Annotated in this window: 10 protein-coding genes and 1 tRNA gene; 4 read left to right on the forward strand and 7 right to left on the reverse strand. The window is 65.3% G+C overall.

The window, feature by feature from the left end; all coding sequences use genetic code 11:
* Positions 1-5 precede the first annotated feature (5 nt).
* The 5 genes from truB to rimP all read right to left on the reverse strand — a co-directional run bounded on the left by truB (position 6) and on the right by rimP (position 6,403).
* Positions 6-947 (reverse strand): tRNA pseudouridine(55) synthase TruB, encoded by a 942-nt coding sequence (gene truB, locus VFY73_RS30005; RefSeq protein ID WP_329725268.1) that lies wholly within the window; start codon positions 945-947, stop codon positions 6-8.
* A 1-nt stretch (position 948) separates the two neighbouring features.
* Positions 949-1,314, reverse strand: coding sequence for a 30S ribosome-binding factor RbfA (gene rbfA, locus VFY73_RS30010; RefSeq protein ID WP_329725269.1), 366 nt, complete (start codon positions 1,312-1,314; stop codon positions 949-951).
* A 75-nt stretch (positions 1,315-1,389) separates the two neighbouring features.
* The gene (infB, locus tag VFY73_RS30015) at positions 1,390-4,293 is read right to left on the reverse strand and encodes a translation initiation factor IF-2 (RefSeq protein WP_329725270.1); all 2,904 of its coding nucleotides are present in this window, start codon (positions 4,291-4,293) and stop codon (positions 1,390-1,392) included.
* A gap of 62 nt (positions 4,294-4,355) precedes the next feature.
* Positions 4,356-5,846, reverse strand: a complete 1,491-nt coding sequence (gene nusA, locus VFY73_RS30020) for a transcription termination factor NusA (RefSeq protein WP_329725271.1) — start codon at positions 5,844-5,846, stop codon at positions 4,356-4,358.
* Complete coding sequence (gene rimP / locus VFY73_RS30025; protein ID WP_329725280.1) at positions 5,843-6,403, reverse strand: ribosome maturation factor RimP; 561 nt, start codon at positions 6,401-6,403, stop codon at positions 5,843-5,845. Before rimP ends, nusA begins: the two co-directional genes overlap by 4 nt.
* A 269-nt stretch (positions 6,404-6,672) precedes the next feature.
* On the opposite strand from rimP, the gene fabI reads away from it, so the two are divergent.
* Positions 6,673-7,458 carry an enoyl-ACP reductase FabI gene (gene fabI / locus VFY73_RS30030; protein ID WP_329725272.1) on the forward strand — a complete coding sequence of 262 codons (786 nt, stop codon included), beginning with the start codon at positions 6,673-6,675 and terminating at the stop codon, positions 7,456-7,458.
* Positions 7,459-7,660: 202 nt separating this feature from the next.
* On the opposite strand, the gene VFY73_RS30035 is transcribed toward fabI, so the two are convergent.
* Positions 7,661-9,922: an arginine/lysine/ornithine decarboxylase gene (locus tag VFY73_RS30035; RefSeq protein ID WP_329725273.1), complete on the reverse strand. Its 2,262-nt coding sequence runs from the start codon at positions 9,920-9,922 to the stop codon at positions 7,661-7,663.
* A gap of 119 nt (positions 9,923-10,041) precedes the next feature.
* On the opposite strand from VFY73_RS30035, the gene VFY73_RS30040 reads away from it, so the two are divergent.
* From VFY73_RS30040 to VFY73_RS30050, 3 genes are all read left to right on the forward strand, one after another.
* Complete coding sequence (locus tag VFY73_RS30040; RefSeq protein WP_329725274.1) at positions 10,042-10,479, forward strand: NfeD family protein; 438 nt, start codon at positions 10,042-10,044, stop codon at positions 10,477-10,479.
* Between the two features lie 36 nt (positions 10,480-10,515).
* On the forward strand, positions 10,516-11,451 hold the full coding sequence (locus VFY73_RS30045; RefSeq protein ID WP_329725275.1) for a stomatin-like protein: 936 nt from the start codon (positions 10,516-10,518) through the stop codon (positions 11,449-11,451).
* 24 nt (positions 11,452-11,475) lie between these two features.
* Positions 11,476-11,565 (forward strand) — tRNA-Ser (locus VFY73_RS30050).
* 174 nt (positions 11,566-11,739) lie between these two features.
* On the opposite strand, the gene VFY73_RS30055 is transcribed toward VFY73_RS30050, so the two are convergent.
* On the reverse strand, positions 11,740-12,250 hold a 511-nt coding region (locus VFY73_RS30055), incomplete at its 5' end, for an ABC transporter substrate-binding protein (RefSeq protein ID WP_329725276.1).

Consider the following 12,250-nt stretch of genomic DNA (forward strand, 5'->3'; position numbering starts at 1 on the left):
CTCTTTCAGGAATTCAGCAGGGCCTGGACCTCGATGGGGCTCAACAGGCGATCGGCGATCAATTCGCCGGCGGTGATGTGGGCGCTGCCCAGGAAGGCGGCTGGTTCTGGGCCGTAGACGCGGACCAACTCGCGGTCCGGCTCGTTGACCCTTCGGCGCAGGCCGGAAAGGAAACGAGCGGCTTCGGCTTCGGCCAGCCGCAGCAGCGGCCAGTCGTTGAGCAGGCAGTCCGGTGGGTGCAGCAGCGCGTCGCGTGCAGGTTCGTCAAGCGCTGCCAGGGCGTCCAACGTGATGGCGCCGGCCAGCGTCAATGCGCCGGTCTCGGTGCGGCGCAGCGACGCGAGGTGCGCGCCGCAGCCCAGGCGCTCGCCGATGTCTTCGGCCAGCGTGCGGATGTAGGTGCCCTTGCTGCAGCGCACGGTGATCGTCAGCTCAAACCGTGCATCGTCCCAGCCCAGCATGTCGATCGCGTGAATCGTCACGCGGCGCGCTTCGCGCTCGACCTCGATGCCGGCGCGTGCATATTCGTACAGCGCCTTGCCGTCCTTCTTCAGCGCCGAATGCATCGGCGGAATCTGGTCGATCGGGCCGACGAAGGCGGCACAAACGGCGGCAAGTTGCTCTGGCGTCACCGCCACCGGGCGCTCTTCGATCACTTCGCCTTCGCGGTCGCCACCCACGGTGCGCTGACCCAGCCGGAGCACTGCGCTGTAGGCCTTGTCCGCGTCCAGGCTGACCTGGCTGAACTTGGTGGCGGCGCCGAAGCAGATCGGCAGCAGGCCCGAGGCCAACGGATCGAGCGTGCCGGTGTGGCCGGCCTTCTCGGCGCGAAACAGGCGCTTGGCCTTCTGCAATGCGTCGTTGCTCGACAGGCCCACCGGCTTGTCGAGCAACAACACACCGTGCAGCGCGCGGCGTTGAACGCGAGGACGCAAGGGCTGGTTCAAGTCACTCGTCCTTGGCTCGCGTGGCGTTCGCCCGCTGGATCAGCGAGTTCAGATCGGCCGCGCGCTCCGTGGTCTGGTCGAACTTGAAATGCAGCGTCGGCACCGTGTGGATCGCCAGGCGCTTGAACAGGCCGTTGCGCACGAAGCCCGCGGCCTCATTCAGCGCGAGTTCGCACTCGTGCGGGTCACCGACCAGCAGCGAGAAGAAGACATTCGCGTGCGCATAGTCGGGTGTGACCTCGACCGCGTTGATCGTGACCATGCCAATGCGCGGGTCTTTCAGCTCGCGGATCAGCTCGGCCAGATCGCGCTGGATCTGGTCGGCCACGCGGTGGCTGCGGTTCGGGATGCTGCGCTTGTGTCTCATGGTTTTGTTCCGCTCCTGAAGCAAAAAACCCCGCCGGTTCCGGCGGGGTTTTCCTGGCGTGAAGCCGGACCCGCCTTACAGCGTTCGGGCGACTTCCTTGACCTCGAAGAACTCCAGCTGGTCGCCCTCTGCGATGTCGTTGTAGTTCTTCAGCTTGATACCGCACTCGAAGCCTTCCTTGACCTCGCGTACATCGTCCTTCTCGCGGCGGACCGAATCGACCTCGCCGGTGTAGATGACGATGTTCTCGCGCAGCAGGCGGAACTTCGCACCACGACGCACCAGGCCCGAAGTGACCATCGAGCCGGCCACGGTGCCGATCTTCGAGGCGACGAAGACCTTGCGGATCTCGGCCGTGCCCAGCGCTTCTTCACGCTGTTCCGGTGCCAGCATGCCGCTCATCGCCGCCTTCACCTCATCCACGGCGTCGTAGATGATGTTGTAGTAGCGGATGTCCACGCCATTGCCTTCGGCCAGCTTGCGCGCGCCGGCATCGGCACGGGTGTTGAAGCCGATGATGATGGCCTTGGAGGCGATCGCCAGGTTGACGTCCGACTCGCTGATGCCGCCGACCGCCGCGTGCACGATCTGCACCTTGACCTCGTCGGTCGACAGCTTGAGCAGCGAGGATCCGAGCGCTTCCTGCGAGCCCTGCACGTCGGCCTTGATGATCAACGGCAGCGTCTGCGCCTGGCCTTCGCCCATGTTCTCGAACATGTTCTCGAGCTTGGCGGCCTGCTGCTTGGCCAGCTTCACGTCGCGGTACTTGCCTTGGCGGAAGGTCGCGATTTCGCGCGCACGCCGCTCGTCTGACAGCACCATGAAGTCGTCGCCCGCCTGCGGCACTTCGGTCAGGCCCTGGATTTCGACCGGGATCGACGGGCCCGCTTCGGCGGTGTTCTTGCCGTCCTCATCGAGCATCGCCCGGACGCGGCCGTAGCTTGCGCCCGCCAGCACCACGTCGCCACGCTTCAACGTGCCGGACTGCACCAGCACCGTCGCGACCGGGCCGCGGCCCTTGTCCAGGCGGGCTTCGATCACAATGCCCTTGGCCATCGCATCGGCCGGGGCCTTCAGCTCCAGCACTTCGGCCTGCAGCAGCACCTGCTCCAGCAGGTCGTCGATGCCCTGGCCGGTCTTGGCGGACACCGCGACGAACGGCGAGTCACCGCCGAACTCTTCCGGCACCACCTGCTCGGCCACCAGCTCGTTCTTCACGCGCTCGGGGTTGGCATCGGGCTTGTCGATCTTGTTCATCGCCACGACGATGGGCACGCCCGCCGCCTTGGCATGGTGGATCGCTTCCTTTGTCTGCGGCATCACGCCGTCGTCGGCCGCCACCACCAGGATGACGATGTCGGTCGCCTTGGCGCCACGAGCCCGCATCGCGGTGAACGCCGCGTGGCCCGGGGTGTCGAGGAAGGTGATCATGCCGCGCGGCGTGTCGACGTGGTAGGCGCCGATGTGCTGCGTGATGCCACCGGCTTCACCCGCGGCCACACGGGCACGGCGGATGTAGTCCAGCAGCGAGGTCTTGCCGTGGTCGACGTGGCCCATGACGGTCACGACCGGCGCGCGCGGCAGCTGTTCGCCACCGACGGCGGCTTCTTCCTCTTCCGAGAAGGCTTCCGGATCGTCCAGCTTCGCGGCAAAGGCCTTGTGGCCCATTTCCTCGACCAGGATCATCGCGGTTTCCTGATCCAGCTGCTGGTTGATCGTGACCATCTGGCCCAGCTTCATCAGCTGCTTGATCAACTCGGAGGCCTTGATGGCCATCTTGTGCGCCAGGTCGGCCACCGAGATGGTTTCGGGCACGTGAACCTCTTGCACCACCGGTTCGGTCGGCGCCTGGAAGTTCGATGCGCCCGAGTCGCGGCTGTCGCCACGACGGCCACCACGCGGTGCGCGCCAGCCCGGACGGCCAGCGCCCGAGTCGGTGCGGCCCTTGGCGGCGGTGCCCTTCTTCTTGGCATCGTCGGCCCAGCTGGACGACAGCTTCTCGGACTTGACGGACTTCTTGTCGCCCGGCTTGGCAGCGGCGCCTGCTGTCGTGGTCGTCGTGCCCGGTGCGGCCTTGGGCTTGTGGATCGTGCCCTTGATGCCTTCCTTGGCGACGGCAGGATCGGCCGGCTTCGGCTCTTCCGGCTTCTTGGCGATCATCACCTTGTTCTTGCGCGCCATCATGTCGCGGATGGCGGCAGCTTCGGCTTCGGCTGCCTGGCGGCGCTTGCCCAGATCGGCCATGCGCTGCTTTTCTTCGGCATCGGCGTCAGCGGCCTTGATCACGCGCAGTGCAGGCTTGGGCGGCGCAGGCGGCGGCGCGGGTTCGGCGGCAGGTGCCGGGGCGGGCGCTGCGGCGGCGGGTGCCGAGGCAGGCTCGGCGGCAGCCGACGATGACCCAGCGGCCTTGGCCAGCGCAGCCTGGGCTTGCGCCGCGGCTTCGGCGGCGGCCTTCTCAGCCGCGGCAGCCTCGGCGGCGGCACGCTCGGCGGCCTCGCGCTCGGCGGCTTCCCGCTCGCGCTCTTCGCGCTGGCGGCGCTTCTCGGCCAGCTCTTCTTCCTGGCGACGGATCAGCTCGGCCTGGCGGCGGGCTTCTTCTTCGCGGCGGGTGAGCTCGGCCTCGTCGATCACCGGCGCGGCCGGTGCGGCTTCTTCTTCGGGTGCGTTGCCGGGCACGTCGTCACGTTTGACGAAGACGCGCTTCTTGCGCACCTCCACCTGGATCGTGCGGGCCTTGCCGGAGGCGTCGGCTTGCTTGATCTCGCTGGTCGACTTGCGGGTCAGCGTGATCTTCTTGCGATCGCCGCCGGCCGTGCCGTGCGAGCTGCGCAGGAATTCGAGCAACCGCTCCTTGTCGGAGTCGGTCAGCGAGTCGTCAGGCGACTTCTTGGCGACGCCGGCCGACTGTAGCTGCTCGAGCAGCGTCGCCGCGGGGCGATTCAGCTCCGTGGCGAGTTGGGCGACGGTGGTCACTGCCATGTCTGGATTTCCTTGATCTTGATGCCGGTATCTCGTGGGCGCTTGGGTGAGGCGGTCGTTGATCAGGCGTTGAACCAATGTTCACGCGCCTTCATGATCAGCGCCTTGGCCTGCGCGTCATCCACGCCGGTCATCTCGATGAGTTCGTCTACGGCCAGGTCGGCCAGGTCGTCGCGGGTGTGCACACCACCATCGGCGAGCTTTTCGATCAGGTCGGGCTGCAGGCCCTTGCCTTCGAATTCGAGGTCGCGCAGATCCTGCGACACCTCGTCGACCTTCTCTTCGCGGGCGATTTCCATCGTCAGCAGCGCATCCTTGGCCCGGGTGCGCAATTCGCTGACGGTGTCCTCGTCGAAGCCTTCGATCTCAAGCATTTCCTGCGCCGGCACATAGGCCACTTCTTCGAGGCTGGTGAAACCTTCCTCGATCAGCAGATCGGCCACTTCCTCGTCGACGTCGAGCTTGTCGACGAACAGCTTGCGGATCGAGCCCGACTCTTCTGCCTGCTTGGCCGCCGATTCCTCGGCCGTCATGATGTTGATGCGCCAGCCGGTCAGCTCGGACGCGAGCCGCACGTTCTGGCCGCCGCGGCCGATGGCGATGGCGAGGTTTTCCTCGTCGACCACCACGTCCATCGCATGCTTTTCTTCGTCGACGACGATCGACTGTACGTTCGCCGGCGCCAGAGCGCCGATCACGAACTGCGCCGGGTCTTCCGACCACAGCACGATGTCGACCCGCTCGCCGGCCAGCTCGTTGGTGACCGCGGTCACGCGCGAGCCGCGCACGCCGACGCAGGTGCCGATCGGGTCGACCCGCTTGTCATGCGACACGACGGCGATCTTGGCCCGCGAGCCCGAATCACGGGCGCAGCTCTTGATCTCGAGCAGGCCCTGCTCGATCTCGGGCACTTCCTGCGCGAACAGCTCGACCATGAAGCCCGGCGCCGAGCGGGACAACATGATCTGCGGCCCGCGTGCAGCGGTGTCGATGCCGGCGATGAAGGCCCGCACGCGGTCACCCGAACGCAGGTTCTCCTTCGGGATCATCTCGTTGCGCTTCAAGCGACCTTCGACGCGGCCCGACTCGACAATGATGTCGCCTTTGTCCAACCGCTTGACGGTGCCGACGAAGATCTTCTCGCCACGCGACAGGAAATCGGTCAGCAGTTGTTCGCGCTCGGCGTCGCGGATCTTCTGCAGGATCACCTGTTTGGCAGCCTGGGCGCCGATGCGACCGATCGGCACCGAGTCGATCGGCTCTTCGATGTAGTCGTCGACCTCGATGTCGTCGATCTGCTCCTTCGCTTCGAAGAGCAGGATCTCGGCATCGGGGATCTGCAGGCCGGCCTCGTCCGGCACGACGTGCCAGCGACGGAAGGTCTCGTACTCGCCGGTTTCACGGTCGACGGTGACGCGGATATCCACCTCACCACCGTGCAGTTTCTTGGTGGCCTGGGCCAGCGCCGCCTCGACAGCGCCGAACACGACATCACGCTCGACGCTCTTCTCACGAGAGATCGCGTCCACCAACATCAGCATTTCGCGGTTCATTGTTCTTGACCTCCGTCAGTTTCGCCGGCCGACTGCTCACTGGCCGGCGCGCCCTTGCCTCGGCGCCCCTTGAAATTGAGCACCGGCACCAGCCGGGCTTCGCGAACCTCGTCGAAAGCAAAGTCGAGCACCTGGTCAACTTTGCCGTCGTTGAATATCAATTGCCACCCCGAACCTGCGTTGTCGCCCTCGGTGGCGGCGTGCAGCGTCCCCTGGAATTTCTTGCGACCCTGAAAAGGCAGCTTCAGCGTGATCAGCACCTCTTGGCCGGCGAAGCGGGCGTAATCTTCGACGCGCTTCAGCGGGCGATCCAGACCGGGCGACGAGACTTCCAGGCGCGCATAGTCGACGTTGTCGACTTCGAGCACATACTGCAGCTGGCGGGTGACGGCCTCGCAATCCTCGACGGTCACGAACTCGTGTTCGCCTGAGGGATAGGCACGGCCAGGCACGCGGTCGATGTAGACGCGCAACAACCCGCCGGCCGATCGCTCGACATCGACGAGTTCATAACCCAACCCGGTCACCGTCTTCTCGACGGCTTGGCTCCAGCTCATCTGGTGGCAGTTACCCTTGTTCAAAGCCTGGGCGAATCCAACGGGGAAACGCTCTACAGACACCCAAATCACGGCGTCACCCCAGGTGATACACCATGCAAAACGACCACGCAAAAAAAATGGGCTGGATGAATCCGCCCACTTTTCAAGTGTGTGTCACGCAATTCTAGCGAAGGACGGATTGTAGCCTGCAAGAGATGTACCCGCAAGACCTGAAGGGTGCGCGTGCGAGAATCCGCATCCACACAACAACCCCCTTCGGAGACCGCATGGGATTCCTCGCCGGCAAGCGCCTTCTGATCACCGGCCTGTTGTCGAACCGCTCGATCGCCTACGGCATCGCCCAGGCCTGCCGCCGCGAAGGCGCCGAGCTGGCGTTCAGCTATGTTGGCGAGCGCTTCAAGGAGCGAATCACCGAGTTTGCCGCCGAGTTCGACTCGAAGCTGGTCTTCGATTGTGACGTGGGCGACGACGCAGCGATCGAAAAACTGTTCGCCGACCTGAAGACCGCCTGGCCGGACGGCTTCGATGGCTTCGTCCATTCGATCGGCTTCGCCCCGCGCGAGGCGATCGCCGGCGAGTTCCTCGACGGCCTGACGCGCGAGAACTACCGCATCGCGCACGACATCTCGGCCTACAGCTTCCCGGCATTGGCCAAGGCCGCGCTGCCGAGCCTGCGGCCGAACGCGGCGCTGCTGACGCTGTCGTACCTGGGCGCCGTCCGCGCGGTGCCGGCTTACAACACGATGGGCCTGGCCAAGGCCTCGCTGGAGGCCAGCGTACGCTACCTGGCCGCCGGTCTGGGCCCCAAGGGCATCCGCGTGAACGGCATCTCGGCCGGGCCGATCAAGACGCTGGCCGCGTCGGGCATCAAGGGTTTCGGCAAGCTGCTGGAAGTGTTCTCGAAGAACGCCCCGCTGCGCCGCAACGTGACGATCGAGGACGTCGGCAACGTTGCTGCCTTCCTGCTGTCCGACCTGGCCGCCGGCGTGACCTCCGAGATCACCTACGTCGACGGCGGCTTCAGCCACGTGATGATCGGCGATATGCCTTGACCCCCACGCAGCCTTCGGGGGGCTGCCTTGCAGGCCGCGCCGAGCCAGAGGCTCGGGCCCCTCGGTAGGCACAAAACAGTCCTCAGGACTGTTTGTGTCCGACCTCGACCCCCGAGGGGGCTCGCTCAGCGGATCGGCGAAGCCGAATCCGCGCACGCCATCTGATGAGGGGCGGCGCTTAGCGCGCCCCCCCCCCGCTGGCTCAATCTCTTACGCAGTCGACGCAGTAGCGCTTGTCGCCGTTCGGCAGGTCCTCGGCGACCAGGCCGTGCACGTCGGTGTCAAAACCCGGGAAGGCCTTGTTGAAGGCACGCGTGAAGCGCAGGTAGTCGACGATCTTCTTGTTGAAGCGCTCGCCCGGAATCAGCAGCGGGATGCCCGGCGGGTACGGCGTCAGCAGCGAGGTCGTGATGCGCCCTTCCAGGCGGTCGATCTCGACCCGCTCGATGCGGCGACGCGCGATGTTGGCGAACGCGTCGCTGGGCTTCATCGCCGGCTGCAGATCCGACAGGTACATCTCGGTCGTCAGGCGCGCGATGTCGCCCTTGGCATACATCTCGTGGATGCCGCTGCACAGATCGGCCAGCCCCATGCGCTCGTAGCGCGGGTGCGCGGCGCAGAACTCGGGCAGGATGCGCCACAGCGGCTGGTTCCTGTCGTAGTCGTCCTTGAACTGCTGCAGCGCGGTCAGCAGCGTGTTCCAGCGGCCCTTGGTGATGCCGATGGTGAACATGATGAAGAACGAGTACAGCCCCGTCTTCTCGACCACCACGCCGTGCTCGGCCAGGTACTTGGTGACGATCGACGCCGGAATGCCCGTCTTGGCAAACTTGCCGGACATGTCCAGCCCAGGCGTGATGATGGTGGACTTGATCGGATCCAGCATGTTGAAGCCGGCCGCCATGGCGCCAAAGCCATGCCACTTGGCGTTGGCCTTCAGCACCCAGTCCTCCTGCTTGCCAATGCCCTCTTCGGTCAGCTTGTCCGGACCCCAGACCTTGAACCACCAGTCCTTGGCGCCATAGTCGGCATCGACCTTGCGCATGGCACGGCGGAAGTCCAGCGCCTCGCGGATGCTTTCCTCGACCAGCGCGGTGCCGCCGGGCGGCTCCATCATCGCCGCTGCCACGTCGCACGAGGCGATGATCGCGTACTGCGGCGAGGTCGAGGTGTGCATCAGGTAGGCCTCGTTGAAGAGGTCGCGGTCGAGCTGCACGGTCTGCGATTCCTGGACCAGCACCTGCGAAGCCTGGCTGATGCCAGCCAGCAGCTTGTGGGTCGATTGCGTCGCATAGACCATCGCCTGCTTCGGCCGCGCGCCGCCCCGCCCCATCGCGTGGTAGGTGGCGTAGAACTTGTGGAACGCGGCGTGCGGCAGCCAGGCCTCGTCGAAGTGCAGCGTGTCGACCCAACCGTCGAGCTTGCCCTTGATCGTCTCGGTGTTGTAGAGCACGCCGTCGTAGGTGCTCTGCGTGACGGTCAGGATCTTCGGTCGCACCGTCTTCGGGTCGATGTCCTGCAGCAGCGGATGCTTGGCGATCTTCTTCTGGATCGACGCCTTGCTGAACTCGCTCTCGGGGATCGGGCCAATAATGCCGTAGTGGTTGCGCGTCGGCGTCAGGAACACCGGCACCGCGCCCGTCATGATGATCGAGTGCAGGATCGACTTGTGGCAGTTGCGATCGACCAGCACCACGTCACCCGGCGCCACGTTGTGATGCCAGACCATCTTGTTGCTGGTCGAGGTGCCGTTGGTGACGAAAAAGCAATGGTCGGCATTGAAGATACGCGCCGCATTCTTTTCGCTCGCCGCCACCGGCCCGGTGTGATCCAGCAGCTGCCCGAGTTCCTCCACCGCGTTGCACACGTCGGCACGCAGCATGTTCTCGCCGAAGAACTGGTGGAACATCCGGCCGATCGGGCTCTTCAGGAACGCCACGCCGCCCGAGTGCCCCGGGCAGTGCCACGAATACGAGCCGTCCTGCGCGTAGTCGACCAGCGCCGCGAAGAACGGCGGCGCCAGCGAATCGAGATAGCTCTTGGCCTCGCGGATGATGTGGCGCGCCACGAACTCCGGCGTGTCCTCGAACATGTGGATGAAGCCGTGCAGTTCGCGCAGGATGTCGTTCGGGATGTGCTGCGAGGTGCGCGTTTCGCCGTACAGGTAGATCGGGATCTCGGCGTTGCGAAAGCGGATCTCTTCGATGAACTTGCGCAGGTTCAGCACCGCCGGGTCCAGCTCGGGGCCAGGGGTGAACTCTTCGTCGTCGATCGACAGGATGAAGGCGCTGGCGCGACTCTGCTGCTGGGCGAACTGCGACAGGTCGCCATAGCTGGTGACGCCGATCACCTCGAAGCCTTCTTTCTGCATCGCCTCGGCCAGCGCGCGTATACCCAGACCCGAGGTGTTCTCGGAACGGAAGTCCTCATCGATGATCACGATGGGAAAAGAAAAGCGCTGCATGGCGGCGGCCTCGGTTGGGCTGGCGGAAAATGGAAAGCGCGAAGTGTAGGGCCGATGAATGGCCCAGAGTTGACAAGTGGCGCCAAAACCAACAGGCGCCGCCACCGCAGGAGGCGACGATGAACTGGGACCATTCGACAGCCTGGTGGGTGGCCACCGGCGTGCTGGTGGCGCTGGAGCTGGCCACCGGCACTTTCTACCTCCTGATGGTCGCTATCGGCACGGTGGCCGGCGCGCTCGCCGCCCATGCCGGCCTGCCCTTCACCGGCCAGCTGGTGACGGCCGCCGTCATCGGCGGCGCCGGCGTGGCGTTGTGGCACCGCCGCCGCCAAGGCCAGCCGGCCGGGCCGCGTGCCGCCGAGAACCCGGACCTGAACATCGACGTAGGCTCGCGCGTTCAGGTACCCGCCTGGGGCGCCGACCGACAGGCACGCGTCACCCACCGCGGCGCGGCGTGGAGCGCACGCTACGCCGGCAGCGGCGTGCCGTCGCCGGGCGAGCATGTCATCGTCGCAGTCGAAGGCTCGCAACTCGTGCTCGATCGCGCCACCGGCTGAATCCGTCCGACCACCGATCCACTTCAAGGAAGCCCGATGGAAATCGTCGCCCTGATCATCTTCTTCATCGCGGTGCTGTTCATCGCACGCTCGGTGAAGGTGGTTCCACAGCAGAACGCCTGGGTCGTCGAGCGCCTGGGCCGCTACCACGCCACGCTGGCACCAGGCCTGAACATCCTCGTGCCCTTCGTCGACCGCTTGGCCTACCGGCATTCGCTGAAGGAAATCCCGCTCGACGTGCCGAGCCAGATCTGCATCACCCGCGACAACACCCAGCTCACCGTCGACGGCATCCTGTACTTCCAGGTGACCGACGCGATGCGCGCGAGCTACGGCTCGTCGAACTACATCCTGGCCATCACGCAGCTGGCCCAGACCACACTGCGCAGCGTGATCGGCAAGATGGAGCTGGACCGCACCTTCGAAGAGCGCGAAGTCATCAACGGTTCCGTCGTCGCTGCGCTGGACGAAGCGGCGTTGAACTGGGGCGTCAAGGTACTGCGTTATGAGATCAAGGACCTGACACCGCCCGCCGCCATCCTGCACTCGATGCAGGCGCAGATCACCGCCGAGCGCGAGAAGCGCGCGCTGATCGCCGCGTCCGAAGGCCGTCGACAGGAACAGATCAACATCGCCACCGGCGAGCGCGAAGCCTTCATCGCCCGCTCGGAGGGCCAGAAGCAGGCCGAGATCAACAAGGCGCAAGGCGAGGCCGCCGCGATTCTGGCAGTGGCCGAAGCCACCGCCGGCGCGATCCGCCAGGTGGCTGCAGCCATTCAATCGCCGGGCGGCGAGCAGGCCGTGCAACTGAAGGTCGCCGAAAAAGCCGTCGAAGCCTACGCCCAACTGGCGCAGAAGAACAACACGATGATCGTGCCGGGCAACATGAGCGAGGTTTCAGCGTTGGTGGCCAGCGCGATGGCTTTGATGCGCAGCCCTGCCACGCACCCTGGCGTTGCTCGCCAAGCCTGAGCTAGAATCTAAGGCTGCCCCTGCGGAGGGGTGGATGAGCGGTTTAAGTCGCACGCCTGGAAAGCGTGTGTGGGCTAATCCCCACCGCGGGTTCGAATCCCGCCCCCTCCGCCAATCAATATGCTCAAGGCCCCTTGCGATGTTCGAAGGGGCCTTTTTGTTTTTCCGCCTCGTACGGCGCGCGCGCCGGTTGCGATACCCCGAGCGATACCCGACCTCGATACGGCGGTGGCGCGCACCAATGAAAAAGCCGCCCGAAGGCGGCTTTGGCTGCGGGGCTGAGAAGACTCAGCGCACCACGGCGATCTGTTCGCGCTTGTCACCCTTGTAGGTGAACAGGGTCAGCGCACCGTTCTTGATGTCGCCCTTCTCGTCGAAGGAGATCGTGCCGGTCACGCCCTTGTAGCCGGAGGTCTTGGCCAGCACCGGCAGGTACTTGGCGGGTTCGGCCGAACCGGCCTTGACCATCGCGTCGACCATCACCATCGTGGCGTCATAGACGTACGGGGCGTAGATCTGCACGTCGGCGTTGAACTTCTTCTTGAAGTCGACCTTGAACTTCTCCATCGCCGTCTTCTGCGCGCCTTCGACACCACCGGCTTCGGCGCACACCACTTGGCCGTCAGCCATCGAGCCCGCGGCCAGCTTGGGCAGCTCGCCCGAGCAGATGCCGTCGCCACCCATGAACTTGGCGGTGATGCCCAGCTGCTTCATCTGGCGGATCATCGGGCCGGCCACCGCGTCCATGCCGCCGTAGAACACGACGTCGGGCTTGGCGGCCTTGATGCTGGTCAGGATG

This window comes from Ideonella sp. (assembly GCF_036277275.1).
GTDB lineage: Bacteria > Pseudomonadota > Gammaproteobacteria > Burkholderiales > Burkholderiaceae_C > Ideonella.

Bases quoted from the DNA above. Each gene is read 5' to 3' on its own strand.
- rbfA (WP_329725269.1), bottom strand. From the start codon at position 1,314: ATGAGACACAAGCGCAGCATCCCGAACCGCAGCCACCGCGTGGCCGAC.
- infB (WP_329725270.1), bottom strand. From the start codon at position 4,293: ATGGCAGTGACCACCGTCGCCCAACTCGCCACGGAGCTGAATCGCCCC.
- nusA (WP_329725271.1), bottom strand. From the start codon at position 5,846: ATGAACCGCGAAATGCTGATGTTGGTGGACGCGATCTCTCGTGAGAAG.
- rimP (WP_329725280.1), bottom strand. From the start codon at position 6,403: ATGAGCTGGAGCCAAGCCGTCGAGAAGACGGTGACCGGGTTGGGTTAT.
- fabI (WP_329725272.1), top strand. From the start codon at position 6,673: ATGGGATTCCTCGCCGGCAAGCGCCTTCTGATCACCGGCCTGTTGTCG.
- VFY73_RS30035 (WP_329725273.1), bottom strand. From the start codon at position 9,922: ATGCAGCGCTTTTCTTTTCCCATCGTGATCATCGATGAGGACTTCCGT.
- VFY73_RS30040 (WP_329725274.1), top strand. From the start codon at position 10,042: ATGAACTGGGACCATTCGACAGCCTGGTGGGTGGCCACCGGCGTGCTG.
- VFY73_RS30045 (WP_329725275.1), top strand. From the start codon at position 10,516: ATGGAAATCGTCGCCCTGATCATCTTCTTCATCGCGGTGCTGTTCATC.